Raw genomic sequence first — 24,753 nt, 5'->3', positions numbered from 1 at the left:
CATAGCCAAAGCGCCCCGCTTGCACTAGCCCTTATTGCACGTTGCGGCGGCTCATTCGGCGGCCTCTGTCCGATCGCCTGAGCGCCCCGCCGCTTCATCCGCGCCCAGGAAACCACCGGATTGACGGTCCCAGTAGCGGGCGTAGAGACCCTTTTGTGCCAGCAGATCTTCGTGGCTGCCTTCTTCGACAATGCGACCCTGATCCAGCACGATGATGCGATCCATCTGTGAAATGGTGGACAGGCGGTGGGCAATTGCCAAAACTGTTTTGCCCTGCATCACCCGTTCCAATGCGGTCTGAATTGCGGCCTCCACCTCACTGTCCAGGGCCGAGGTGGCCTCATCCAGCACCAGAATGGGCGCGTCTTTCAAAATGGCGCGCGCCAGTGCAATCCGCTGCCGCTGCCCGCCCGAGAGCTTTACACCACGTTCCCCCAGAAACGCATCATAGCCTTCGCGACCATCGCCGTCGCGCAGGCCTTGAATGAACAGATGTGCCTCGGCCTGTTCGGCAGCGGCGATCAGATCCGCCTCCGATGCTTCGGGCCGCCCATAAAGGATATTGTCCCGCGCCGAGCGGTTGAACATCGCGGTTTCCTGCGTGACCATCCCGATCTGACGCCGCAGGCTTTCTTGTGTCACGCTGCGCAAGTCCTGCCCGTCCACAGACACGCCGCCCTCTTCTGCATCGTAGAGCCGCAGCAACAGCGAAACCAAGGTCGATTTCCCCGCCCCGGAGGCCCCAACGATGCCTAGTTTCTCACCCGGTTTGATGGTCAGCCCAACGCCGCTCACCCCGCCGATTTCACGCCCGTAGGCAAAGCTGACGTTGTTGAACGCAATCTCGCCCTGCGACACCTGCAGCTCGGTTGCATCCGGCGCATCCTCCAGACGGTCACGTTTGGTCAGGGTTTTCACCCCATCTTCAACCTCGCCGATGCTGGCGTAGATGCCCATCAGGGCAAAACTGAACCACCCCGTCATCTGCGCCAGACGCAGCGACACCGCGCCCGCGGCGACGATATCGCCGGGCGATGCCTGCCCCTTGGTCCAGAACCACAAAGCGCCGCCAACCAGCAGCACCGGCAACAGCCCGCCAACCAGCATCAACACGGTGCGGAACAGCGCCGCGAAACTGCCAAAGCCCAGCGACACAGTGCGATAGTCCCGCATCGTATCCAACGCGGCGCGGTCTTCGTGATCGGCATGGGCAAACAGCTTCACAGTTTTGATATTGGTCACCGTGTCCACTACTTGACCAGTGACCGTGGCGCGCGCCGCTGCCCGTTTCTTGGCCCTTGTCCGCACCCGCGGCAGGAAGAACCGTAAGACCGCCACATAGACCCCAAACCAGCACAAAAAGATCAGAGCAATCCGCCAGTCGATTGCCATCAGCAGGACAAAACTGCCAAACGCGGCGGCAAAGGCAAAGGCGACCACATGCAGGATCTCCACCACCACCTGCGTCAGCGCATTGGCGGTCTGCATCTGTTTCTGGGCAATCCGGCCAGCGAAATCATTGTCGAAGAAATCCACCGACTGCCCCAGCGTCCAGCGGTGCAGCCGCGACAGTATCATCGGGCTGACATTGGGTGCCACGATGTAGCCCGTTGTCAGCGCCGACAGCCCCAGAAAGAACGGCCGCAGCACCACAAAGAAGGCAAGACCAAAGAGCACCAGCACCATGTTTTCGCTGAAGTACGCATCCGGTGTGCTGGCAGCGGCCGAGTCAATCACCTGTCCCAGCAGATAGGCCGTTGCTGCATCCAACCCGCCGCCAATGCTGGCAACGACAAAGGCAAACAGCAGGATCGGACCGGTGCCGCTCAGCGACCAGCGCACAAAGGCCAGCAGGGTTTCGGGCGGCGGCGTGTCGGCAGGTTTGAACGGGTCAATCAGATTAAGACGGGAGAGGAGCGACAAAACAGACACCTTCAACAGGGGCAACAACAGGGCGGATTTCGGGGCCAAGATCGTCAAGGAAAATGCGGTGGGTGACGTAGCGGCGCGCAGTACTGCGCACGGACCAGGCGACCTGCCTTGCTTGGAAACGTAAATGGCGTGTTAACGACTGCAAGAGATAGCACCCAACCCGAAAGGGCAAGGGGGCAAAGCGCGACCCGTCAGATTTCCGCAAGCAGCTGACTACGGCTTGGCCTGAATTCCGCGTCGATCCAATGGCGTTCCAGCCGCCGCAGCGCATCGCCCAGCGCCTTGCCTTGGAACCGGTCCATCAGATCCGCGGCTTTGACTGGAAAGGTTGCCGTTGCCCCGCGTTCAGCCGCGGCAAAGCTGCCGTGGGTCATCGGCATTTCCAACATTGCGGCGCGCAGCAACAGGATATCCTTGGCCAATGCAGCCCCATGGTGATAGCCCAGCGCCCCTGACCCCTCTGTCGTCCCGATATGGTCCCGATAAAGCGCCAGCTGCTTGCCCTGCGCATTGGACAGACGCAGCCCGCGCGCCACCCCATGCCCGTCGCGTTCACCTCCCAGCGCCGCAAGCCGGCGCAGCCCGTCCGGCGCGATACCGGCCTGTTGTTCCAGATGCACCAGAGGGGCCAGCGCACGGTCATCAGCGCCGCCTAAGACCATCGCCAAAACGCCAGACTGGCGCATTGTGGCCACCGCCTGTTGCGGTTCGGGCGCGGCAAGCAGTTTGACCAGTTCGGCCCCCACCCTCTCCTTAGAAAGCGTCTCTATTCCAGCCAAATTCGCGGCTATGGCTGCCAAAGCCTCTGGGTCAGGACCGGCGTCCTGATCGCCGTACCAGGCGTGAAACCGGAAAAACCGCAAGCTGCGCAGGTAATCTTCGCGGATGCGCATGTCGGGATCATCTATGAACCGCAAATGGCGCGCGGCAAGATCGGCCAGACCTTGCCCCAGCGGGTCCACGACCTGCCCTGATGCGTCACAATAAAGCGCGTTCATGGTAAAGTCGCGGCGGTGCGCGTCCTCTTCCATCGTGTCGGCAAAAGCAACCACCGCGCGGCGCCCATCGGTTTCGACATCTTTGCGATAGGTGGTGATTTCATGCGGGATTTGACCCGAAACCACCGTGATGGTGCCATGATCAATCCCCGTGGGAATAGCCTTCAGCCCCGCCGCCCTGGCCAGTTCCACCACTCGGTCAGGCCGCGCATCGGTGGAGATGTCCATATCGCTGACCACCGCCCCAAGCAGAGCGTTGCGCACACAGCCACCGACAAAATGGGCCTGATAGCCCGCGTCGTTCAACATGGCGCAGACCGCCTGTGTGACAGGATTGGTCAACCAATCGCCGGTGATCTTTGGGGCATCGTTCATGCCATCCGCTCCGCCAGACCACGCAGCATCCGCGCGGTAGCGCCCCAGATGTAATAAGGCCCCCAGGGGACCGTGTGGTAATAGCGGCGTTGTCCCCGCCAGCGCCGCGACTGCACCAGATAATTCGCCGGATCCGCCAGATGCGCCAGCGGCACCTCAAAGACCTCTTCCACCTCGCCGGGTTCGGCAACGGGGTCAAACCCGTCTCTGATCAGGCCCAAAACCGGCGTCACCGTGAAGCTAGTGACGGTTTCATGGGCGGGCAGATGGCCCAGAACCTCAACCTGTTCCGGGCGCAGCCCAACCTCTTCCCAGGCCTCGCGCAACGCGGCGGCAGTGACATCCGCGTCACCTGCATCCACCTTACCCCCCGGAAAGGCGATCTGGCCGGGATGGTGTTTCAATCGCGAAGACCGTTTGGTCAGCACCACATGCAGCCCCGCCCCGCGATCGATCAGACCCACCAGCACCGCCGCCGGCCGCAACACACGGCCCGCGGGCAGCACCACATCGGGATTGAGATCAAAGTCCGAGGACTCTGCGCCGGTACGAGACAACGCAGAGATCACCCGATCCAGAGACGGGTCGGCAGGGTTAAGCGGTGCCATTGGCCTTGGTTGCCTCCATCCCGACCGATTTCGGATCCAGATCGTAATGGGCGCCACAGAATTGGCAATCCGCCGTCACCCGCCCCGCATCTGTGGTCATCTTTTCGATGTCCTTGGCCGAATAAATCGACAGCGATTGACGCACGCGATCTTCCGAACAGGTACAACCGAATTTGATCTGTTGCACATCAAAGACACGCGGCTGTTCTTCGTGGAACAGGCGGGTCAGCAGATCGGTGAGGGTCACCTGTGGGCCGATCAGCTCCAGCTCTTCGACCGAGTCGAGCAGGATATTCACGCGGTTCCAGTTCTCGCCGTCTTCGCCGTCCACCAGATCCTGCGCCTGCAGCAATCCACCTTCGCCACTGGCCTCTTCGCCTTTGGCAAAGGGCGAGGCTTTCGGCATGTGCTGCAACATCACGCCGCCCGCACGCCAGTGTTCGCCCACACCGGGCTCAATCGACTGACCAAAGGACAGTTGGAAACGGGTTGGCAGCTGCTCGGACTGGGCAAAATAGCTTTCGGCACATTCCGACAGCGACTTGCCCGCCAGCGGGGTCAGCCCCTGATAGGGCGTCATGTTCTGGCCCTGATCGATCATGATGGCAAAGTAGCCTTTGCCCAGATGTTCAAACGGGCTGGCGTCGCTCAGCCGGCTTTCATCGAAACTGGCATAGGCCCGAATGCGCGCAGGCTCTCCATCATCCGTGGGGCCGTAGTAATCGGTGGCGATCATCCGCACCGGTCCATCCGACTGTACCTGTAGGGACAGTTTCCAGCGCAGCTTCACAGTCTGACCGATCAATGCCGTCAGCAGCGCCATTTCGGCGACCAGCGCTTCGACCACGGCGGGATAGTCATGTTGCTTCAGCACATTGCTGAGCACACCGTCGAGCCGCGCGACACGACCACGAATATCAGAGTTGTCCAGCTGGAACGGCAGAACGGTGTCGTCCCAGGCGAGTTTCGATCCAAGTGTCATGGGATTTCCTTATGCGCCTCGGATTGGCATAAATTGGCTTAGCGTCGAGCGCTTCTTATTCAGGGGCTTGGCATACAGGCTCAATATAGGCAGGACAAGTCAGAGACCAAGAGGTCCGTGCCCCAATGGCATAGAAGGCAGAGGAAGAGTAGAGTGATCAGACGGTTCGGTTCGGCCCCAAGGCCCGATAAACTTTACAAAATGCGCCCCGGCGCCTATGTGATCCTGCCCTTTGGCGATGAGGTGTTGCTGACCCACCAAGAAGAGCCCACGCCCGAGTTTCAGCTGCCCGGTGGCGGCATTGATCCCGGCGAATCCCCTCTGACAGCGCTGCACCGCGAGGTGTTTGAAGAAACCGGCTGGTCGATTGCTTATCCGCGCCGGCTGGGCGCGTTCCGTCGGTTTACCTTCATGCCGGAATATGACCTCTGGGCGGAAAAGATCTGCACCATCTATCTGGCCCATCCCGTGCGTCGGCACGAACCGCCGCGAGAGGCCGGGCACACAGCCCATTGGATGCCCATCCGCGAAGCTGTGACCCAACTGGGCAATCCGGGCGACCGGCATTTTCTGGGTAAGCTGCTGTAAACGGCCCGCCCCCATCACCCCAAATTGTCAGCAATCTGTGAACCAGCGTTAAGATCGCATTAACATTTCACTGCCACCCTGCCGTTGAGGACTCGTCGTCTGATCTGCGCAGCCGCCCGTTTTGTCAGGGCCTGCCACGCAATTGGGCGGGACTATTCCGAATACCGATAAGCAACATGTTTTTATGAGACCACGTTTCAGGTCACGAGGAATGGAGGCGACGATGATTGACTGGGTGCGCATTCAGGAACTGCACAGCAAAATGGGCGCAACAAGCGCTGGCAATCTGATCGAAGAGGGGCTGAATTCGCTGCAAGCGAGCCTGTCTCGGCTCAACACCCTGCCGCTGAAGGAACGATCGGGCCAACTGGCCGTGATCTCGACCCTTGCAGCGGAGATTGGCTTTACTGCCATTGCCGAAGCAGGCGAAGCCTTGTCGCTGATCCCTGCAGATCACGAAGAGCTGGACCTTGGTGCGCTGGAAACGGCCTTTGACCGCTCCGTGTCCCTGTTTGACGTCGAAAGAGAGGTCTATGTGGCGGCCTGACCGCCCCATAGCCTCTGACATAGGTGATCAGATCACAAATTCCGCGATGCTTTCATCCTCGGTGATGTCGGAATAGACAAAGTCACTGGCGTCGAGGCGTTCATACAACGCCTCGAAATTGTCGGCTGTTGTGGTCTCGATCCCGATCAGCACTGACCCGAAGTTGCGGGCGTTTTTCTTCATATACTCAAACCGTGCGATGTTATCGTCCGGCCCCAGAATATTGAGGAAATCCTTCAGAGCACCGGGACGCTGCGGCAGCCGTAGGATGAAGTATTTCTTCACCCCCATATAGCGCTGCGCCCGTTCTTTGACCTCGGGCAGGCGCTCGAAATCGAAATTGCCGCCAGAGGTAACGCAGACCACCGTCTTGCCCTTCACCTCGTCCTTCAGGTCCTTCAGTGCATCCACCGACAGGGCCCCAGCCGGTTCCAGAACAATGCCCTCGACGTTCAGCATTTCCACAATGGTGGTGCAAATCCGATCCTCGGGCGCATCCAGCATCTTCTCCGGCGCAGTGTCTTTCAGCACCGCAAAGGGATGTTTGCCGATCTGCGCCACCGCAGCGCCATCCACAAAGCTGTCGATCTGGTTGAGCTTCACCGGATGCCCCTCTGCTAGCGCGGCCCGCAGGCTCTGCCCGCCAGTGGGTTCCACAAAGCGCAGATCGGTGTCAGGTGCCACCTCATCCAGGTATTTGCGCACGCCAGCGGACAAGCCGCCGCCGCCCACGGGCAGCACAACCATATCCGGCACCCGCCCCAGCTGCGCGGTCATCTCTGCCGCAACACTGGCCTGGCCTTCGATCACATCCAGATCATCAAACGGCGACAGGAAGTATCCCCCCGCCTCTGCGCAATAGGCCTGTGCGGCCTCCAGACAGGCGTCGAAATAGTCCCCAACAAGGCGGATTTCGACGTTTTCGCCGCCGAACACACGGGTCTTGTCGATCTTCTGCTGCGGCGTTGTCACCGGCATGAAGATCACACCTTTCACCCCGAAGTGACGGCTGACATAGGCCACCCCCTGCGCGTGATTGCCGGCTGACGCACAGACAAACACCTCAAGCGCGGGATCGCGCGCCAAGGCCTTGCCCATCGCGTTCAACGCGCCACGGATCTTGTAGCTGCGCACGGGGCTCAGGTCTTCTCGTTTCAACCAGATATCCGCGCCGTAAATCGACGACAGATGATCGTTACGCTGGAGTGGCGTCGCCGGGAACAGGGCCCGCATCTGCTGCTCGGCCACGCGGGCCTTTTTCAGAAAATCGCTCATGCGCCTGTCTTGAAACAGCCCTGCCCCAAAGGCAAGCGCTTTGGGACAGGTGTGCCGAAGTATACCGGTTTAAGCGAGCGGGCGTTTTTCAACGAAGTGACCGTAGAGGGTGGTAATCAGACTGACGCCGATCATGCCTGTCAGCCCTCCAACGAGGATGCTACCAATGACGGCCAGCTGCACTGACCAAGACGCCAACGTTTGAGTCGCCAACGCTGCGACCCATTGGGTCACTGACAAGCTCACGGCGCAGATCAACAACGTTCCCAGCGTTCCCGACATCGCCACCAACGCGTCACCCAGTTTAAATTTCTGATCAATTGCCGCAGCCGGCAGGATTGGGCTCAGCATCAGAAAAAAGATCATGAAAACAAGGTTCACAACCACCATGATTCCCCTTGCAACTAACAAGTCTCCTTGCGCCGCAAAGCTGAACGCAATGCGCCCGACCACCATGCTGATCAGCCAGAACGGAAGGATGAGAAGCAAAACAATCAAGATCCCACCGATGATGTATTTAGCCGCCTGACGCCAAGACAGCCGCAACATTAATGCACGCGGGGTTTCACTTAACAGGATAAACCGGTGCCAATGCACCACCCCGTTCATGAGTGCGACCCAGATCACAAGGATTGTTCCGAAGAAGACCACCATAAATCCTCCAGACATATTGTTGAACCGCACACTCTGACCACTAAAGACGAAAAACGGGCCCAGCCCGATATACGCACTAAACGCCATCAAGACTGCCAGAACCACGAGCAGCGGCAGGGCGAAGATCTGCAACATCGCACCCAAGTTGTTGATCACCATCCGCACCGCGTGAATAAATAGCTTAAGCCCGAGCATCTTAACCTCAAAGTCGTTTGGGCGGACATAATCACAACCTTTTCGTCACAACAACCCGTCTGCACCCCGCCAGAGCCTGCGCCACCTTGCCCTTGGGTCCAAAACCCGTTATCGCGCTTGCGATTGAACAGATTCCAACGTGTCAGAGGTCGTCATGTCCGCGCCCAAGAAAGTTGTCCTGGCCTACTCCGGTGGCCTCGATACCTCGATCATCCTGAAATGGCTGCAAACCGAATACGGTTGCGAAGTTGTCACCTTCACTGCTGACCTCGGTCAGGGGGAAGAGCTGGAGCCTGCCCGCAAGAAAGCCGAAATGCTGGGCATCAAGCCGGAAAACATCTTCATCGAAGATGTCCGCGAAGAGTTCGTGCGCGACTTCGTCTTCCCGATGTTCCGCGCCAATGCGCTCTATGAGGGTGAATACCTGCTGGGCACCTCGATCGCACGTCCGCTGATTTCGAAACGTCTGGTGGAAATCGCCGCTGAAACCGGTGCCGATGCCGTGTCCCACGGGGCCACCGGCAAGGGCAACGACCAGGTGCGTTTCGAACTGGCCGCCTATGCGCTGAACCCCGACATCACCGTGATCGCGCCCTGGCGTGAATGGGACCTGTCGAGCCGGACCAAACTGCTGGAGTTTGCCGAAGCGAACCAGATTCCGATCGCCAAGGACAAACGTGGTGAGGCGCCGTTCAGCGTCGACGCCAACCTGCTGCACACCTCGTCTGAGGGCAAAGTGCTGGAAGATCCGGCCGAAGCGGCCCCCGATTACGTCTACCAGCGCACCGTTGCGCCGGAAGATGCGCCTGACACGCCTGAAATCATCACCATCGGTTTTGAAAAAGGCGACGCTGTCAGCATCAATGGTGAGGCGATGAGCCCCGCCACCATCCTGACTGCGCTGAACGACTATGGCCGCAAGCACGGCATTGGCCGTCTCGACTTTGTTGAGAACCGCTTTGTTGGCATGAAATCGCGTGGTGTCTATGAGACCCCGGGCGGCACCATCCTGCTGCAGGCACACCGTGGCATCGAACAGATCACGCTGGATTCCGGTGCTGGCCACCTGAAGGATTCGATCATGCCGCGCTATGCGGAGCTGATCTACAACGGCTTCTGGTACTCGCCTGAACGCGAAATGCTGCAGGCGCTGATCGACAAATCGCAAGAGCATGTCACCGGCACCGTGACCCTGAAGCTTTACAAAGGCTCGGTCTTTACCGTGGCGCGCGACAGCGATCATTCCCTCTACTCCGAGGCCCATGTGACCTTCGAAGAAGATGCAGGCGCCTACAACCAGGAAGATGCCGCAGGCTTCATTCAGCTGAATGCTCTGCGTCTGAAGCTGCTGGCCGCCCGTGAGCGTCGCCTGAAAGACTAAGCGACAAGCTATCCCAACACGTTCAAGCCGCCCTTCGGGGCGGCTTTTTCGTTTGGCATCAGATAGTAAGGTATTCCTTACTTTCGCCAAACAGCCCCTTACATTTGCCCCGGAACCCCCTATGAACCTGCCCATTCTTTAATCAATTCGGGACAGGGACATTGGAACAACAACAGTTTGAATTCCGTGGAAACGCGCGGGAATGGTTTGGCATCTGGATCGTCAACATTCTGCTTTCGATTGTGACGCTTGGGATCTACTCGGCCTGGGCCAAGGTGCGGACCAAGAAGTACTTCTACCAGAACACCTGGGTCGCCGGCCGCAATTTTGACTACCACGCCACGGGCAAGCAGATCCTCAAAGGCCGTCTGGTCGTGATTGCCGCGATCTTTGTCTATGCGCTGCTGAGCGCCGTTGCCCCGCCGCTGGCCGTTCTGATGCTGCTGGCCTATCTGATCTTCATCCCGGTGCTGGTCAAAAACGGCATGGTGTTCAATGCGCGCAACAGCAGCTGGGCCAATGTCCGGTTCAACTTCGAAGGCCAAACCGGTGAGGCCTATAAGGTCATGCTTGGCCTGCCCATTGTGGTGGCGCTGACGGCCTACACCACCTTCCCTTTCCTGGCGCGCGCCGTGCAGCGGTTTGGCATCAACGGCCACCGTCTGGGCAAAACCGCCTTCCACTTCGAAAGTGACATTGGCCCCTTCTACAAGGCCTACCTGCTGGCCGTGCTCTTCTTTGCGGCAATCGGTGGCCTGCTGGGCATCCTTGTGTTCCAGATGATCACACAGGCGGCAACTGTAGGGGATCTTGGCACGCTGCAGGTGATGATTGCTGTGATCTATGTTGCCGCATTGCTGCTGGGGGCGTTTGCGGTGGTGCTTTATCAGTCCATGATCCGCAACCATGTCTATGCCAACACCACGCTGGGGGCCAACCACCACGGTTTCCGTTCCACCGTGACCCCCGGTGCAATGCTGTGGCTGGCCGTCAGCAACGCTCTTGTTGTGGCCTCGACCCTTGGCTTGATGCTGCCCTGGGCGCAAATCCGGGCGCAGCGTTATCTGGCGGCAAACTCGACCTTCCTGATCAACGGCTCGCTGGAAGAGTTCACCGGTGAAATTCAGGATCCCACCAATGCGATCGGTGACGCCCTGGGCGACATCGAAGGTGTTGAACTGGGTCTTGCAATGTAAATGGCCCCTCCCTCGGCCATCCTGGAGGGCCAGGCCTTTGCGCCTAGCTCTTCGGCGCCTCACCGCGCCAACCTGCACCTCAATGGGGGGCAGGTTTTTCTGATTGATGCCACGGCGGAAACCGTACTGCTGCGGTGCCAACGCAGTGAGGTCCGTTTGGATCCGCCAGTGGGCAACAGCCCGCGCAACGTTCACCTGGCCGAAGGCTGGCTGTTTCAGACACAGGCGCCGGGGGCCTCGGCCTTGTTGGATGAGCAACTGCGCAGCCGTTTGCTGCGCCATTTCGAACAGTTTCACCCACGTCTTTTTGCCGTCGCTTTGGCTGCGGTGCTGGCCGCGGTGGCGGTGTGGAAATGCGCGATCCCGGTTCTGGTGGCACTTGCGGTCTGGATGACCCCAGCAACGCTGAAACAGCAGATCGACCGAGGCACCCTGCAATCCATGGATTTTGCCATGGCAGAGCCCAGCCAGCTGTCAGAGGCGCAACAGGCGACGCAACACCGGATCTTTGCCACCCTGGTGAAGGCCAGCGGGTTGGACCCTGAAACGGTCAATCTGCAGTTCCGCGATTTGCCGGGCATGGGGCCAAATGCCTTTGCGCTTCCCGGGGGCACGGTGGTGCTGACCGATGCGCTGGTCGCCGCCTATCCCGAGGACACCGCCCTGATTGCCGGGGTTATGGCCCATGAGCTGGGCCATGTTGCAGAGCAGCACGGGCTGCGCCGACTTTACCAATCATTGTCGCTCTATGTCCTTGTGGCAATGATTGCAGGCGATGTCGGGCCGATCCTCGACAACCTCACCCTTGAAGGCCAGACCCTCCTAAACCTCGCCTTTTCGCGCCGCCATGAATTGGCTGCCGACAGCTACGCGCTCAAACTGCTGGACCAAACCGGCTACGACAGCGCCGGTCTGACACGTTTCTTTGCCGACGTCGCCAAATACGACGGGGCGAGCTGGACCTCGTCCCATCCGCTTAGCAAAGACCGGATCAAAAACATCGAGACCTACAACCAAAGCCGCTGATTTCAGCAGCCAGCTCTGACAAACCGATCAATTGGGTAAGGTATTCCAGACTCGCCCATTGGTTTCGTTTGCTTTGTCACATTTCATCGTCAAACTGGCGGTATTTGAGTGATGGTATTGGTTTGATTTGTGTTGGGGAAAACATGAAATTTGAAACCTATTTGGGCCAGGCCTCAGCCCCTGGCCAGTGCGAACGCCCGTCCGAACTGCGGATCTGCGAAGGCTCGGCCTTCCTGACTGATATTGCTGAGGACGAAATCCTCAGCTGGGCCGACATGCGGAAACTGTTCTTTGAACCGATGGGGGATGGCGCAACCTATCAGGTCTGTCTGCCGCAGGGATGGCACTTTGCCAGCACCGACCCACGCCTTGCCATCCTGGCAACGCCGGAACGCCGGCGGCGCATGTTTGAAGGGCTGCGGCGCCAACGTGCGGGCCAGCGGCAACCTGCCTGACCTTTGGTCACCGGCGCTCTGACCAAGCGTTAACATTGCCCCAATTCCTGCCCCCGCCTAGCACGGAGGGGTCGAAGATACGGGAGGATGCGATGACCTTGAGCGAGATTGCTGCACTGGTGCAGAAGGGTGTGACCCACAGTGGTTTTGCCGAAAGCCTGAAATTTGACTGCGGTGACGCAGGTGTGGTGGCCATCGCCGACGGCCACGTCAGCCTTGAGGATCGCGACACCGATTGCACATTGAAACTGTCGCTCGACAATCTGGCCAAACTGGTGACTGGCAACCTCAACCCAATGACCGCCGTGATGATGGGCAAGCTGAAGGTTTCAGGCAATCCGGCCATAGCGTTGAAGCTGAAAGAGCTGCTGTAAGGGCACAAGCGGCCTACAAAGACGCCTCTTGCCACAGGGGACCCCGCGCCTCTACGCTGGTCCCATGCTAGCACTCCGCGAGATCACGCGCGACACGGTGAACGCGCTTATCCGGCTGAAGGTAAAGGAATGGCAACAGAACCTGGTTGCCTCCAACGCCATCACCCTGGCCCAGGCCGCCTATGAACCGGGCAGCTATGTCTGGGGGCTTTGGGTCGAGGAACGGCCCGTCGGCCTGATGGCGCTGATCCACCCACATGAAAGCCCTGGGTTGGAGCCCGAGGATGATCCCGATGCCGCCTTTATCTGGCGGCTGATGATCGCGGCTGAGGAACAGGGCAAAGGCTACGGGATGGCCGCGATTGAGGCGGCGAAGGCGCAGGCCCACGCCTGGGGCTTGCCAAGGCTGGCGGCAACTGTGGTGGATTCGGAAAACTCCAACATGGCGTTCTATGAACACCTTGGGTTTCACCAGACCGGCAAGATCATCGACAACGAGCTGCATATTCTGGCCAATGTCGATTGAGCACTGCCAACAAAGCCGTCTCTAACCCAGCCTGATTTCCGCCAATCTTTGATAATGTGGCAGCGCCTCGGCCAGCAGATCAGCGGCAGCGCCGGTCAGTTCCGGCACGTTGGGATCCGGCGCCGCAAAGGTGGTGGAACGATGCACCGCCCCGTACCAATGTGCCGCCCAGACGCCATCAGCGGGATGTCCGCCTGTGGGCCAGCCAAGCATGCCGTCGTCCCAGGGCAGGTCAATGGCGGCGCAGAGCCTTTGCAACATACCCGCCGGATCACGGCGGATATCGTCACTGTCCACCACAACCGGCGGCGTACCAAACTGGCAGACTTCCTCAAACAGTTCGGTCTGCTGGGTAAAGCCCATGTCAGCCAGCGTCGGGTTTTCATACTTCGCGCCAAAGCTGGCAATCACCCTTGCAGGGTGGCGGATCAGGAAGACGTTGGTGACCTCCCGCATCCAGCCCCGCGGCACGCCAGGGATCATATGTTGGCACATATGTTTTTGGTAGAAATGCAGCTTTCCGGCCGAAATAGGCTCTAAGAGTGACCGCGCAACCTCCGCAGGATCCTGCGGTTGCGACGCCATCACTTGATCCCCCATCGGGTGCTCAATCCCTGTCATCTTGAGATAGGCCGCATAGAACGGTTCATCCACCACAGCGCAATCTGCCCGTGCGCCGAAACTGTACATCATCGCCGTCGACAGGTTACGCGGCCCAGACCACATGGCGATCCGCATCAGGCGCATTCCCGTTCGATCAGATCCTTGTAAAGCGCCCGGATCCGCTGGGTCATCGGGCCCATCTGCCCGTCACCGATCTGGCGTCCGTCAATGTCCCCCACAGGGGTCTGCGCCCCGAAGGTGCCGGTCAGAAACGCCTCATCCGCGCCATAGGTATCAACCAGCGAATAGTTCCGCTCATGCACCGGGATGCCGTTGGCGCGGCACAGGTCGATCACCTTCTGGCGGGTGATGCCGTTCATGCAATAGTCCCCGGTGGAGGTCCAAACCTCGCCTTTGCGCACGATGAAGAAGTTGCAGGCGTTGGTGGTGTTCACAAAGCCATGCACGTCCAGCATCAGTGCCTCATCTGCGCCGGCCTTTTCGGCGGCGATACAGGCCAGAATGCAGTTCAGCTTGGAATGTGAGTTCAGCTTGGGATCCTGCGTCATCGGCAACCCGCGCTGATGTGGCACTGTCGCCAGCCGAATGGGCCGCGGGATCGAGGGTTTGGAATGCTCCATGATGATCGCAACCGTTGGCCCGGTCTGCGACAGGCTGGGGTGCTGGAACGGGCGTACCTTCAGCCCGCGTGTGATCATCAGCCGGGCATGGGCGTCATGGGTCATGCCGTTGGCCTTTTGTGTCTCTAACAAGGCCGAAATCACCTGATCCCGGGTCATGCCTATGTCCAGATCCACCGCCAGCGAGGCCTCAAACAAACGGTCCATGTGAGCGTCCAGAAAGGCCCATGTGTTGTTGTAGAGCCGCAGCCCCTCCCAAATCCCATCCCCCAGCATGAAGCCGCTGTCATAGACCGACACCATCGCCGCGGCCTTGGGCACGATCTTGCCGTTGAGGTAGATCAGGATCTCTTCGTTGCGGGCGTCTTCTTCGGCCTGATGGGTGCTGACGTGGTCTTCTTGCATGGGGGCTCCTCTTCCGTCCGGCAGGCTAATCTGCGGCGCGGGTGGGGGAAAGTGGATTTTGGATCCACTATGCCGATGCGCTGGCTTCACACCCGCTCAAGCCTTTGTGAGCCCCCCTATCGCCGTGCAATCCGATCCGGCAGGGTGCCCCAAATTGACCTGTCAGCCGTCGGAGGTGCCCCATGTTGAAAGCGCAAGAGTTTAAGGCCGGAATGCTGGCCCTGTTCATCGGCATTGGTGTGATTGCACAATGCAACACCGCCCGCGCCGGGGGCACCGAAGAGCTGATCGTGGCAGGGGGATGTTTCTGGTGTGTCGAAAGCGATTTCGAAAGCGTGCCAGGTGTGATCGAGGCGGTATCGGGCTATACCGGCGGCACCACAGAGAACCCGACTTACAAGAAAATCGGCAAAGGCGGCACCGGCCATTATGAGGCGGTGAAGGTCAGCTATGACTCTGCCAAGGTCAGCCGCGAAGAGTTGCTGCACCTCTTCTTCCGTTCGGTGGACCCCACCGATGCGGGGGGCCAGTTCTGTGACCGTGGCGAAAGCTACCGCACCGCCATTTTCGTCTCTAGTCCGGCGGAAAAATCCGCTGCCAGCGCCGCCAAGTCAGCCGCACAGCAGGAGTTGGGCCAGCAAATTGTGACCCCCATTCTGGACGCAAAAACCTTCTATGAGGCCGAGGCCTATCATCAGGATTACTACAAAGGCTCCAAGATTGTGCTGACGCGCTTTGGCCCGGTGAAACAGTCCAAAGCCTACAAGAAATATCGCAACGCCTGTGGCCGCGATCAGCGGGTGAAGGCGCTTTGGGGGATGGACGCGCCTTTCATCAACTAAGAGGCTGCAGGTCTTACGACCAGTCCAGCACCTCTTTCAGATCCGGGATCACATCCGCGGTGCCGTGGCGGGTCACCATCAATGCAGAAGCCTGGATAGCCAATTCCACCGCTTCGCCGTTGCTGGCACCACGGTCTAATGCGGCCAGAAAATAGCCGGTGAAGGTGTCCCCTGCGCCCGTACTGTCGACGGGATCGACCTTGGGTGCAGCGAAATCCTGCGGCTGCCATTGGCTGGCCTGCTCAAATAGTGTGCAGCCCTTTTCCCCCTTGGTCACCACAATCGTGGCAACATCCATTTCCGCCGAGGGCACCAGTCCCGTGGCCGCGTGCAGTTGCTGCATTTCAATCTCATTGAGCACCAGAATGTCGATATGGGGCAGCACCGCCCGCACCGCATCGGCGTCAAAAGGCGCGGCGGCATAGGCCACCTTCAGCCCCAGCTTCGCGCCTGTTTCGGCAGCAAAGGCCTGCGCATTGGTTTCATTCTGCATCACCAGAATGTCGCCGCTCGCCGCCTCTGACAGGGTCAGGCCGATCTGGTCCTCGGCGATCCGCGCATTGGCGCCGGGATGCACGATGATGGCGTTTTCTCCAGCCTCATCCAGCATGATGATCGCATGTCCGGTGGGGTCGTCGAGGGTGGCAATGGTGCGGGTGTCGACGCCATATTCGGTCAGCCGTTCGATGGCCCATTGGCCCTCTGGACCGACTGCGCCGATATGGGCCACCCGCGCCCCCGCACGGGCCGCGGCCACCGACATATTGGCGCCTTTGCCGCCCAGACCGGTGTCCAGCGCATGGCTCAGAATGGTTTCCCCCGGCGCTGGAATATGCCCCAGCCGGTAGAAGTGATCCGCATTGATCGAACCCAGATTCCAAATCGCCATGTCGCGCCCCCGTCAAGTGAAGCGATAGATTGACGGGAGTTTGGTGGGGATTGCAAGCGACCTTTTGCTGCAGCGCGAACGCCTGCACCTGATCGTAAAGGGCGAATGCCCATTGGGGTCAAAGCGGGCCACACCCGCCCCCCTCAACGCAAAACGCCCAGCCTGATGGCCGGGCGTTTCTTTTCGCGAGAATGAGTTCCCTCACCCCACCTTGCAAGCGGCCAGAACGGCCATGTTCAGGATGTCGTTTGCGGTGGAGTTGGTCGAGCAGATCTGGATCGAGTTGTCGATACCCGCCAGAATTGGGCCAATCACCGTTGCCCCACCCATTTCCTGCATCAGCTTGACCGAGATCGAGGCCGAGTGCCGCGCTGGCACAACAAGAATGTTGGCAGGTCCCGACAGGCGCTGGAAGGGATAGGCCTCCTGCGCCTGACGGTTCAGCGCCACATCCACGGTCATTTCCCCTTCGAACTCGAAGTCGACGCCGCGGGCTTCCAGAACCTTGGGAGCGCCATGCATCTTGGTGGCGCGTTCCGACACCGGATAGCCGAAGGTCGAGAAGCTGACAAAGGCCACCCGCGGCTCCAGCCCCATGTGACGGGCCACATCGGCGGACCGTTCCGCGATGGTGGCCAGATCCTCTTCGTTCGGCCATTCGTGCACCAGCGTATCCGCCACCAGCACAATCCGGCCTTTGTTCAGCAGAGCCGTCACACCAACCGCGCCATGTGCGGCGTCGGCGTCAAACACGTGGTTCACCAACTCTAGCACATGCGCCGATTTGCGGGTTGCCCCGGTGATCAACCCGTCCCCATGCCCATGCGCCAGCATCAGAGACGAGAACACATGCCGGTCGCGGCTGGCCAGACGATGCACATCGTGGCGGTCAAAACCCTTCCGTTGCAGACGGTTGTAAAGGAAGTCCTTGTACTGATCCAAGTGGCGGGTGTTGGCGGCGTTCACCACCTCCAGCTCGCGCACAGCGTCGCCCATACCGGCGGCTTCCAGCTTGTCTTTCACGTCGGCCTCACGGCCCACCACCAGCGCTTTGCCCAGACCGGAGCGTTGATACTGCACGGCGGCACGCAAAACGCGGGGATCATCCCCTTCGGCAAAGATCATACGGGCCTGCGCCTTGCGGGCGCGGGCGTGGATGCCGCGCATCACGTTGGCGGTTGGGTCCATGCGCGACTTCAGCGACTGCTCATAACCGTCCATATCAATGATCGGACGACGTGCTGCGCCCGTATCCATGCCGGCCTTCGCCACACGGGGCGGGATCACATAGATCAGGCGTGGGTCAAACGGCGTCGGGATGATGTAATCCCGGCCAAAGCTCAGCGATTTGCCATAGGCCATCGCCACCTCATCCGGCACGTCCTCACGCGCCAGCTCGGCCAGCGCTTCGGCGCAGGCGATCTTCATCTCGTCATTGATGGCGCGGGCATGGATATCCAGCGCCCCGCGGAACAGATAGGGGAAACCCAAGACGTTGTTCACCTGGTTCGGATAATCCGAACGGCCGGTGGCCACAATCGCATCGGGGCGGACCGCATGAGCCTCTTCCGGGGTGATCTCGGGGTCCGGGTTCGCCATCGCGAAGATCACCGGATTGTCGTTCATCGCCTGCACCATTTCCTGCGTCACGGCCCCTTTGACCGACACACCAAGGAAGACATCCGCCCCCTCCATCGCCTCTTCCAGCGTGCGCAGCTTGGTCGACACCGCATGGGCCGATTTCCACTGGTTCATACCCTCGGTACGACCCTGATAGATCACGCCTTTGGTGTCACAAACGATGCAGTTTTCGTGACGTGCGCCCATCGATTTCAACAGTTCGATACAGGCAATGCCCGCCGCGCCCGCACCGTTTAGCACGATTTTGACGTCTTCGATCTTCTTGCCCGACAGATGCAGCGCGTTGATCAGACCGGCGGCACAGATCACGGCGGTGCCGTGCTGGTCGTCATGGAAGACGGGGATATCCATCTCTTCCTTGAGCTTCTGCTCAATGATGAAACATTCCGGCGCCTTGATATCTTCGAGGTTGATACCGCCAAAGGTCGGCCCCATCAGTTTGATCGCTTTGATCATCTCATCGGGGTCTTCGGTGTCCAGTTCGATATCAATCGAGTTCACATCCGCAAAGCGTTTGAACAGAACCGATTTGCCTTCCATCACCGGCTTGGAGCCAAGCGCGCCAAGGTTGCCCAGACCCAGCACCGCGGTGCCGTTGGAAATCACCGCAACAAGGTTGCCCTTGTTGGTATAGTCATAGGCCAGCTCGGGGTTTTGTGCGATATCTTCGCAGGGCACCGCCACACCGGGCGAATAGGCCAGCGACAGGTCGCGCTGGGTGGTCATCGGAACGGTGGCCTGAACCTCCCACTTGCCTGGGGTGGGTTCTAAATGAAAGGCCAAAGCCTCTTCGCGGGTAACTTTCTGTTTGGTCATGGCGATTATTCATTCCGAAAATTTCTGCGATCAAGACTGCATAACGTGCCTGTCCACAGGTCTCAACCGCAAGGACCTATGGATTTTTTTTGAAAGTCTTTCGTTATCGCTATCAAAATCAAATCCCTGTCACGCGGCCCTGTTTTACGGGTTACAAAGCCCCCTTTCCCCTCGGACTCGCACCACGTATTGTCGCGCGAAAGAATGCCTTGGGGGACAAAAGGTGACGAAGGCCAAAGCAGCAGTAACGCCGATGATGGCGCAATATCTGGAGATCAAAGAAGCCTATGAAAACGCGCTTCTGTTCTACCGGATGGGCGATTTCTACGAGATGTTCTTTGACGATGCCGTTGCCGCCGCCGAAGCGCTGGACATCGCGCTGACCAAACGGGGCAAACATGAGGGTGCCGACATTCCCATGTGCGGCGTCCCCGTTCATGCCGCCGAGGGCTACCTGCTGACTCTGATCCGCAAAGGCTTCCGTGTGGCGGTTTGCGAACAGATGGAAAGCCCAGCAGAGGCCAAAAAACGCGGCTACAAGGCCGTGGTGAAACGGGACGTTGTGCGGCTGGTCACCCCGGGCACCCTGACCGAAGATTCCCTGTTGGAAGCCCGCCGTCACAACTTCTTGGCCGCCTATGCCACCGTGCGCGATGAGGCCGCGTTGGCCTGGGTCGATATCTCAACCGGTGAATTTCATGTAATGCCGCTGCCCCCCGTCCGTCTGGGGCCGGAACTGGCGCGGTTGATGCCATCGGAACTGGTGATTTCCGAAGCGTCAGAGGCGGATTTGGGTGAAATAGTCGCTGAATCGGGCACATCTCTGACCCCACTTTCCCGTGCTGCCTTCGACAGCACATCAGCCGAAAAACGCCTGTGTGATCTGTTTTCTGTCGGCTCACTAGAGGCCTTTGGCCAGTTCACCCGCGCCGAGGTTTCGGCGATGGGTGCGGTGGTTGAATATCTGGAAATCACCCAAAAGGGCAAACTGCCGCTGCTGCAGAAACCTCAGCGTGAAGCACAGGCACGTGTGATGCAGATCGACGCTGCCACCCGCCGCAATCTGGAACTGACCCAATCGATGAACGGGGGCCGCGCCGGCTCTTTGCTGGCGGCCATTGACCGCACCGTCACCGCCGCTGGCGCCCGCCTGCTGGAACGTCGCCTGTCCAGCCCGTCGCGGGTGTTGAACGTGATCCATGACCGGCTGACCGCCGTGGATTTTGCGCTGGAACAGTCCCGACTGGCCGAAGATCTGCGCAACGATCTGCGTAGGGTGCCGGACCTCGATCGCGCCCTCTCACGGCTGGGGCTGGACCGGGGTGGCCCCCGCGATCTGGCGGCCATTCGCAACGGTCTGGGACAAGCCGCCCAGATCAGCGAACGGATCGACGCCGCCCCCCTGCCCGATCTGCTGCGCAATGCTTCTGAGGCGCTTGTGGGTCACGACGCGCTGACCGACCTCTTGGAAAACGCCCTGATTGCAGAGCCACCTCTGCTGGCCCGTGACGGCGGCTTCATCGCACCGGGCTTTGACGAAGAGCTGGATGAAATGCGCCAGCTCCGCGATGAAGGTCGCTCCGTGATTGCTGCGATGCAGTCCGAATACCAAGAGTTGACTGGCATCAACTCATTGAAAGTTAAGCACAATAACGTATTGGGCTATTTCGTTGAGGTGACGGCCACCCACGCCGACAAGATGCTGTCTGAACCCCTGTCAGACACGTTCAAGCACCGCCAGACCACCGCCAATCAAGTGCGTTTCACCACCGTACCCCTGTCGGAAATGGAGACAAAGATCCTCAACGCCGGTGGCCGCGCGCTGGAGATTGAAAAGCGTCTGTTCGACAGCCTCGCCCGCGCCATTTTGGACCGCGCCGATCACATCAACGTCGCCTCGCGGGCCTTGGCCGAACTGGACCTTGCCACCAGCCTTGCCGATCTGGCACGAGCCGAGGATTGGGCCAAACCGCAGGTGGACGATTCCCGCTGCCTGCAGATCAGCGGCGGCCGCCATCCCGTTGTTGAACTGGCGCTGCGCAAACAGGGTGGTGCGCCCTTCATCGCCAATGACTGCGACCTGGCCGATGGCTCTGCCGGGGCGGACATCTGGCTGCTGACCGGTCCCAACATGGCGGGTAAATCGACCTTCCTGCGGCAGAACGCATTGATCGCGCTACTGGCACAGATCGGCAGCTATGTGCCTGCAAAGGCCGCAAAAATTGGCATTGTCAGCCAGCTGTTCAGCCGTGTCGGTGCCTCGGATGATCTGGCCCGTGGCCGGTCGACCTTTATGGTGGAAATGGTGGAAACCGCCGCCATCCTGAACCAGGCCGACGACCGCGCGCTGGTCATTCTGGATGAAATCGGCCGCGGCACCGCGACCTATGACGGGCTGTCGATCGCCTGGGCCACGTTGGAACATCTGCACGATGTGAACCAGTCCCGCGCTCTGTTTGCCACCCATTACCACGAAATGACCAACCTCGCGGAAAAGCTGAAAGGCGTCGACAACGCCACTGTTGCGGTGAAAGAATTCGAGGGCGAGGTCATCTTCCTCCATGAGGTGCGCAAAGGCGCGACGGATCGCAGCTACGGGGTGCAGGTTGCCAAACTGGCGGGCCTGCCGGATGCGGTGGTCGCCCGCGCCCGGGTGGTGCTGGATGCGCTGGAGAAAGGCGAACGCGAAGGCGGCAAGAAACAGGCGGTGATCGACGATCTGCCGCTGTTCTCCATCGCGCCGCCGCCGGCGCCCGCTGTGGCTGCGACTGGCCCGTCAAAACTTGAGGAACGGTTGGATCAGATCCTGCCCGATGATCTCAGCCCGCGCGAGGCGCTGACGCTGCTTTATGAGCTGAAAGAGTTGAGCAAGGCCTAACAGCCTGCTCACCAGCTACCGGAGCCGCCGCCACCGGAGGAGCTGCCGCCGCCAAAAGACGACGAGGACGAGGAGGAGGAGGAACTGCGCTCCTTGCGCGGGATGACCTCGGTCCCCGACCATTCGTCGCCACAATGCTGGCAGCTGTAATCCACCCGTCGCAAGCCGGAACTGGAATAGGTCGGATGCTCCAGAATGGTGCTGTCGCTGTCCACCGTGCGATAATTACAGCTGCGACAAGCGCCGTAGGAAGAGAACCACCTGCGATAGGCCTCGATCGTGCGATGACCACAGTCTGGGCATTCCCAAACATCGTAGTCCACGCTCTTCAACGCTTCCTCTTTGCTCTGCCCCTCGGACAGCAGCGCATCATCCAGATCCTCAGGAACCAGCTGCATGGTGGTGCCCTCCACCGGACAGACACGCGGACGACGCCGACGCCATTTCATAAACAGCCAGGCGCCGAATCCAGCCACCGGTGTGGTGGCGGCATAGAACCACGCGGCGTAGCGCTCAAAGAACCCTGGCGGCTCATACCCTGGCGGATAGATCACCTCACCCCTGTCGCTGCCAATCTCTTCGCCTTTCAGATCAGCGATGACGGCTTCGACCCCTTCCATGATACCATGTGCAAAATCGCCTTCGGAAAACTCCGGTACGATGATCCGGTCGATGATCCGCTGCACCACCAGATCCTTACTGTCGCCATAGCCTGATCCCACCTCGATCCGCAGCACACGGTCGTCCACCGCAACCAGCATCATCACGCCGTCATTGCGGGTGGCATCACCAACACCCCACGCGTTGAACAACCCGGTGGCGAAAGGTTCGATGTTTCCGTCGTGACCGTAGTCCGACATGGAGTGCAGAGTCACCACCGTGAACTCAATGCCCTGTTCGTCGCGCAGAGCCTTCAAATTCCGCCTTAGAATACTTTCGTGCCCAAGGTCTAAAATCTCAGCAAAATCATTAACATAGAGGTCATTATAGGCCGGATACTCCTGCGCTCTCGCAGAGCTGAGCATCAGGAGGAGGCATAACAGGGCATGAAGGGCAAATCTCATCGCTCTAAGAGGCCCGATTTTCGCCTCTCCTGTCAAGAATGCGCCGTCGCCCCCAGCGCCGGGTCAGGCGCAAAGAAAAAGGCGCGGCCCTGCGACCCCGCCTTTCATCTTGCCAGAAATACTCAAATCCCCGATCCGCCACTTGCGACCAGGGGTATGAGTTTTATGCCGTCATCGAGCTGACGCCAACCTGTGCCGGACGCAGCAGGCGGTCGTGCAGCATGAAGCCCACAGCCGAGACCTGAATGATCTCACCGGCTTTGGTGCCGGGCACGGGCGCTTCGAACATGGCTTCGTGTTCGTTCGGATCGAACTTGTCACCCACCGCGGGGGCGATGACCTCGATGCCGTGTTTCTTGAAGGTGTTCTTCAGCTCGCGCAGGGTCAGTTCCAGACCTTCCAGCATCGCACCCATGGCCTCGCGCTGTTCGTCGCTGATCGCATCCATCGCACGCTGCAGGTTGTCGTAAACCGGCAGCATGTCCCGCGCCAGTTTTGAGCCACCGTATTGCTCGGCCTCGCGGCGCTGCTTGTCGGCGCGTTTGCGCGAGTTCTCGGCATCGGCCAGGGCGCGCATGAACTTGTCGCGGTAATCGTCGCGTTCGGCCCGCAGCGCTTCCAGCTCGTCGCCTTCCACTTCCAGCTCCAGCGCCTCTTCTTCGGCCCGCTCTTCAGCTTCCAGCTCCGCTTCGGCGGTCTCGATATCGTCGAGGAATTCGTCTTCTCTAGGCATAGTGCCACCTTTTCCAACTTTAGCTGCGGTCGGAAATCATCCGTCCAACCAACTGAGCCGTGTAATCCACAATCGGAACAATCCGGCCATAGTTCAGTCTTGTGGGGCCAATCACCCCCACCGCACCAACAATCTTACGGTCAGCGTTCATATATGGAGAGACCACCAAAGAGGAACCCGAAAGTGAGAAAAGTTTGTTCTCAGAGCCAATAAAAATGCGTACCCCGTCGCCGGCTTCGGTCAAATCAAGGAAATCCGCGATATCCCGCTTGCGTTCCAGATCGTCAAACAACTCGCGGATGCGATCCAGGTCTTCTTCGGCGCCTTCGGTCTGCAACAGATTCGACCGTCCCCGCACGATGAGTCGCTCGTGTTGATCGCCGTCTTCGGCCCAAACCACCATGCCGCTGTCGATCAGCGCATGGGCCAGTGTGTCGATCTCTTGCCGTCTTGCCTCGATCTGCTGTTTCATGGTGCCGCGCAATTCGCTGAGGGTCTTGCCCTCAACAAAGGCGTTCACAAAATTTGCCGCTTCGCGCATCGCCGAAGGAGTCTGCCCCGGCGGCGGGGTAAAGACACGGTTTTCCACGTGACCGTCTGAAAACACCAGCACCACCAGCGCCCGATCCGCCCCAAGAGAGACAAATTCGACGTGTTTGATCGCCGCCTCATGTTTTGGCGCCAGCACCAGTGAGGCGCCCTGCGTGACCCCAGACAGCGCGGTCGAGACCCGGTCCAGCACATCCTGCACATCACCTGCGTTGCTGGTCACTGTCTGATCCAGTGCGTGGCGGTCGGTCTGATCCAGATCGCGGACCTCCAGCAGACCGTCCACAAACATCCTAAGCCCCTGCTGCGTTGGCACCCGGCCTGCGCTGACATGGGGGCTATCCAGAAGGCCCAGATACTCCAGATCGCCCATCACATTGCGGATGGTAGCTGCGCTGATCTTCTCGCTCATCTCGCGGGTCAAGGTGCGCGAGCCTACCGGCTCTCCATTGGACAAATAGCCCTCAACGACGCGGCGAAACACTTCGCGCGAGCGGTCGTTCATCTCATCCAGAATTTTACTGCGGTCTGTCATGCTCATCCTCGGCATCCCATTAAAGAGCATCGCTCCAAAAGGTCA

The 24,753-nt window shown here is 59.7% G+C and carries 23 protein-coding genes; 10 read left to right on the top strand and 13 right to left on the bottom strand.

Going from position 1 to position 24,753, the window contains the following annotated elements; translation table 11 throughout:
- Positions 1 to 51 precede the first annotated feature (51 nt).
- The 4 genes from SIC14_RS05850 to SIC14_RS05835 form a co-directional block, all read right to left on the bottom strand.
- The gene (locus SIC14_RS05850) at positions 52 to 1,923 is read right to left on the bottom strand and encodes an ABC transporter ATP-binding protein (protein WP_412564888.1); all 1,872 of its coding nucleotides are present in this window, start codon (positions 1,921 to 1,923) and stop codon (positions 52 to 54) included.
- Between the two features lie 200 nt (positions 1,924 to 2,123).
- A complete protein-coding gene (locus tag SIC14_RS05845) occupies positions 2,124 to 3,305 on the bottom strand; it encodes a CCA tRNA nucleotidyltransferase (RefSeq protein WP_412564887.1) in 1,182 nt (393 codons plus the stop codon).
- Positions 3,302 to 3,913 (bottom strand): CoA pyrophosphatase, encoded by a 612-nt coding sequence (locus SIC14_RS05840; protein WP_412564886.1) that lies wholly within the window; start codon positions 3,911 to 3,913, stop codon positions 3,302 to 3,304. The genes SIC14_RS05845 and SIC14_RS05840 overlap by 4 nt, the downstream gene beginning before the upstream one ends.
- On the bottom strand, positions 3,900 to 4,895 hold the full coding sequence (locus tag SIC14_RS05835; protein WP_412564885.1) for an Hsp33 family molecular chaperone HslO: 996 nt from the start codon (positions 4,893 to 4,895) through the stop codon (positions 3,900 to 3,902). Before SIC14_RS05835 ends, SIC14_RS05840 begins: the two co-directional genes overlap by 14 nt.
- A 153-nt stretch (positions 4,896 to 5,048) precedes the next feature.
- Between SIC14_RS05835 and SIC14_RS05830 the strand changes: the two genes are divergently transcribed.
- Together SIC14_RS05830 and SIC14_RS05825 are read left to right on the top strand one after the other, a co-directional pair.
- Positions 5,049 to 5,483: an NUDIX hydrolase gene (locus SIC14_RS05830; RefSeq protein WP_412564884.1), complete on the top strand. Its 435-nt coding sequence runs from the start codon at positions 5,049 to 5,051 to the stop codon at positions 5,481 to 5,483.
- Between the two features lie 223 nt (positions 5,484 to 5,706).
- On the top strand, positions 5,707 to 6,030 hold the full coding sequence (locus SIC14_RS05825; protein ID WP_412564883.1) for a hypothetical protein: 324 nt from the start codon (positions 5,707 to 5,709) through the stop codon (positions 6,028 to 6,030).
- 27 nt (positions 6,031 to 6,057) lie between these two features.
- Here SIC14_RS05825 and ilvA read toward each other — a convergent pair whose 3' ends face one another.
- Entirely contained in the window at positions 6,058 to 7,305 is a 1,248-nt protein-coding gene (gene ilvA / locus SIC14_RS05820; RefSeq protein WP_412564882.1) for a threonine ammonia-lyase IlvA, read from the bottom strand.
- Between the two features lie 69 nt (positions 7,306 to 7,374).
- Positions 7,375 to 8,154, bottom strand: coding sequence for a hypothetical protein (locus tag SIC14_RS05815; protein ID WP_412564881.1), 780 nt, complete (start codon positions 8,152 to 8,154; stop codon positions 7,375 to 7,377).
- Between the two features lie 154 nt (positions 8,155 to 8,308).
- On the opposite strand from SIC14_RS05815, the gene SIC14_RS05810 reads away from it, so the two are divergent.
- The 6 genes from SIC14_RS05810 (at position 8,309) to SIC14_RS05785 (ending at position 13,112) form a co-directional block, all read left to right on the top strand.
- Positions 8,309 to 9,535 (top strand): argininosuccinate synthase, encoded by a 1,227-nt coding sequence (locus tag SIC14_RS05810; protein WP_412564880.1) that lies wholly within the window; start codon positions 8,309 to 8,311, stop codon positions 9,533 to 9,535.
- Positions 9,536 to 9,696: 161 nt separating this feature from the next.
- Positions 9,697 to 10,731 carry a YjgN family protein gene (locus SIC14_RS05805; protein WP_412564879.1) on the top strand — a complete coding sequence of 345 codons (1,035 nt, stop codon included), beginning with the start codon at positions 9,697 to 9,699 and terminating at the stop codon, positions 10,729 to 10,731.
- On the top strand, positions 10,732 to 11,757 hold the full coding sequence (locus SIC14_RS05800; RefSeq protein WP_412564878.1) for a M48 family metallopeptidase: 1,026 nt from the start codon (positions 10,732 to 10,734) through the stop codon (positions 11,755 to 11,757).
- Between the two features lie 143 nt (positions 11,758 to 11,900).
- Positions 11,901 to 12,212 carry a hypothetical protein gene (locus SIC14_RS05795; protein WP_412564877.1) on the top strand — a complete coding sequence of 104 codons (312 nt, stop codon included), beginning with the start codon at positions 11,901 to 11,903 and terminating at the stop codon, positions 12,210 to 12,212.
- A 92-nt stretch (positions 12,213 to 12,304) separates the two neighbouring features.
- A complete protein-coding gene (locus SIC14_RS05790) occupies positions 12,305 to 12,586 on the top strand; it encodes an SCP2 sterol-binding domain-containing protein (RefSeq protein WP_412564876.1) in 282 nt (93 codons plus the stop codon).
- 64 nt (positions 12,587 to 12,650) lie between these two features.
- Entirely contained in the window at positions 12,651 to 13,112 is a 462-nt protein-coding gene (locus SIC14_RS05785; RefSeq protein WP_412564875.1) for a GNAT family N-acetyltransferase, read from the top strand.
- Between the two features lie 21 nt (positions 13,113 to 13,133).
- On the opposite strand, the gene SIC14_RS05780 is transcribed toward SIC14_RS05785, so the two are convergent.
- Positions 13,134 to 13,850, bottom strand: a complete 717-nt coding sequence (locus SIC14_RS05780; RefSeq protein ID WP_412564874.1) for an HAD family hydrolase — start codon at positions 13,848 to 13,850, stop codon at positions 13,134 to 13,136.
- Complete coding sequence (locus tag SIC14_RS05775) at positions 13,850 to 14,761, bottom strand: D-amino acid aminotransferase (protein ID WP_412564873.1); 912 nt, start codon at positions 14,759 to 14,761, stop codon at positions 13,850 to 13,852. The genes SIC14_RS05780 and SIC14_RS05775 overlap by 1 nt, the downstream gene beginning before the upstream one ends.
- Before the next feature lie 182 nt (positions 14,762 to 14,943).
- Here SIC14_RS05775 and msrA point away from each other — a divergent pair, with 182 nt between their 5' ends.
- Positions 14,944 to 15,603, top strand: a complete 660-nt coding sequence (gene msrA, locus SIC14_RS05770; protein ID WP_412564872.1) for a peptide-methionine (S)-S-oxide reductase MsrA — start codon at positions 14,944 to 14,946, stop codon at positions 15,601 to 15,603.
- A gap of 13 nt (positions 15,604 to 15,616) precedes the next feature.
- Here msrA and SIC14_RS05765 read toward each other — a convergent pair whose 3' ends face one another.
- The gene (locus SIC14_RS05765; protein ID WP_412564871.1) at positions 15,617 to 16,492 is read right to left on the bottom strand and encodes a ribokinase; all 876 of its coding nucleotides are present in this window, start codon (positions 16,490 to 16,492) and stop codon (positions 15,617 to 15,619) included.
- A gap of 201 nt (positions 16,493 to 16,693) precedes the next feature.
- Positions 16,694 to 18,949 carry an NADP-dependent malic enzyme gene (locus tag SIC14_RS05760; protein ID WP_412564870.1) on the bottom strand — a complete coding sequence of 752 codons (2,256 nt, stop codon included), beginning with the start codon at positions 18,947 to 18,949 and terminating at the stop codon, positions 16,694 to 16,696.
- 253 nt (positions 18,950 to 19,202) lie between these two features.
- On the opposite strand from SIC14_RS05760, the gene mutS reads away from it, so the two are divergent.
- The gene (gene mutS, locus SIC14_RS05755) at positions 19,203 to 21,827 is read left to right on the top strand and encodes a DNA mismatch repair protein MutS (RefSeq protein ID WP_412565829.1); all 2,625 of its coding nucleotides are present in this window, start codon (positions 19,203 to 19,205) and stop codon (positions 21,825 to 21,827) included.
- Positions 21,828 to 21,835: 8 nt separating this feature from the next.
- Here mutS and SIC14_RS05750 read toward each other — a convergent pair whose 3' ends face one another.
- The 3 genes from SIC14_RS05750 to hrcA all read right to left on the bottom strand — a co-directional run bounded on the left by SIC14_RS05750 (position 21,836) and on the right by hrcA (position 24,708).
- Positions 21,836 to 22,744: a TPM domain-containing protein gene (locus tag SIC14_RS05750; RefSeq protein ID WP_412564869.1), complete on the bottom strand. Its 909-nt coding sequence runs from the start codon at positions 22,742 to 22,744 to the stop codon at positions 21,836 to 21,838.
- A 310-nt stretch (positions 22,745 to 23,054) separates the two neighbouring features.
- On the bottom strand, positions 23,055 to 23,624 hold the full coding sequence (locus SIC14_RS05745) for a nucleotide exchange factor GrpE (protein ID WP_412564868.1): 570 nt from the start codon (positions 23,622 to 23,624) through the stop codon (positions 23,055 to 23,057).
- A 19-nt stretch (positions 23,625 to 23,643) separates the two neighbouring features.
- Complete coding sequence (gene hrcA, locus SIC14_RS05740) at positions 23,644 to 24,708, bottom strand: heat-inducible transcriptional repressor HrcA (RefSeq protein ID WP_412565828.1); 1,065 nt, start codon at positions 24,706 to 24,708, stop codon at positions 23,644 to 23,646.
- Positions 24,709 to 24,753: the final 45 nt, after the last annotated feature.

Origin of the sequence: Thalassobius sp. MITS945101 (assembly GCF_047123305.1) — a bacterium.
Classification (GTDB): domain Bacteria; phylum Pseudomonadota; class Alphaproteobacteria; order Rhodobacterales; family Rhodobacteraceae; genus Thalassobius.
Note: the sequence above shows the minus strand (reverse complement) of the source record. Positions and strands in the feature narration are given on the sequence as shown.

What these genes read in the sequence shown, in the direction of transcription:
- SIC14_RS05845 (WP_412564887.1), bottom strand. Translation starts at nt 3,305, where the DNA reads ATGAACGATGCCCCAAAGATCACCGGCGATTGGTTGACCAATCCTGTC.
- SIC14_RS05840 (WP_412564886.1), bottom strand. Translation starts at nt 3,913, where the DNA reads ATGGCACCGCTTAACCCTGCCGACCCGTCTCTGGATCGGGTGATCTCT.
- SIC14_RS05835 (WP_412564885.1), bottom strand. Translation starts at nt 4,895, where the DNA reads ATGACACTTGGATCGAAACTCGCCTGGGACGACACCGTTCTGCCGTTC.
- SIC14_RS05825 (WP_412564883.1), top strand. Translation starts at nt 5,707, where the DNA reads ATGATTGACTGGGTGCGCATTCAGGAACTGCACAGCAAAATGGGCGCA.
- ilvA (WP_412564882.1), bottom strand. Translation starts at nt 7,305, where the DNA reads ATGAGCGATTTTCTGAAAAAGGCCCGCGTGGCCGAGCAGCAGATGCGG.
- SIC14_RS05815 (WP_412564881.1), bottom strand. Translation starts at nt 8,154, where the DNA reads ATGCTCGGGCTTAAGCTATTTATTCACGCGGTGCGGATGGTGATCAAC.
- SIC14_RS05810 (WP_412564880.1), top strand. Translation starts at nt 8,309, where the DNA reads ATGTCCGCGCCCAAGAAAGTTGTCCTGGCCTACTCCGGTGGCCTCGAT.
- SIC14_RS05800 (WP_412564878.1), top strand. Translation starts at nt 10,732, where the DNA reads ATGGCCCCTCCCTCGGCCATCCTGGAGGGCCAGGCCTTTGCGCCTAGC.
- SIC14_RS05795 (WP_412564877.1), top strand. Translation starts at nt 11,901, where the DNA reads ATGAAATTTGAAACCTATTTGGGCCAGGCCTCAGCCCCTGGCCAGTGC.
- SIC14_RS05790 (WP_412564876.1), top strand. Translation starts at nt 12,305, where the DNA reads ATGACCTTGAGCGAGATTGCTGCACTGGTGCAGAAGGGTGTGACCCAC.
- SIC14_RS05785 (WP_412564875.1), top strand. Translation starts at nt 12,651, where the DNA reads ATGCTAGCACTCCGCGAGATCACGCGCGACACGGTGAACGCGCTTATC.
- SIC14_RS05780 (WP_412564874.1), bottom strand. Translation starts at nt 13,850, where the DNA reads ATGCGGATCGCCATGTGGTCTGGGCCGCGTAACCTGTCGACGGCGATG.
- SIC14_RS05775 (WP_412564873.1), bottom strand. Translation starts at nt 14,761, where the DNA reads ATGCAAGAAGACCACGTCAGCACCCATCAGGCCGAAGAAGACGCCCGC.
- msrA (WP_412564872.1), top strand. Translation starts at nt 14,944, where the DNA reads ATGTTGAAAGCGCAAGAGTTTAAGGCCGGAATGCTGGCCCTGTTCATC.
- SIC14_RS05765 (WP_412564871.1), bottom strand. Translation starts at nt 16,492, where the DNA reads ATGGCGATTTGGAATCTGGGTTCGATCAATGCGGATCACTTCTACCGG.
- SIC14_RS05760 (WP_412564870.1), bottom strand. Translation starts at nt 18,949, where the DNA reads ATGACCAAACAGAAAGTTACCCGCGAAGAGGCTTTGGCCTTTCATTTA.
- mutS (WP_412565829.1), top strand. Translation starts at nt 19,203, where the DNA reads ATGATGGCGCAATATCTGGAGATCAAAGAAGCCTATGAAAACGCGCTT.
- SIC14_RS05745 (WP_412564868.1), bottom strand. Translation starts at nt 23,624, where the DNA reads ATGCCTAGAGAAGACGAATTCCTCGACGATATCGAGACCGCCGAAGCG.
- hrcA (WP_412565828.1), bottom strand. Translation starts at nt 24,708, where the DNA reads ATGACAGACCGCAGTAAAATTCTGGATGAGATGAACGACCGCTCGCGC.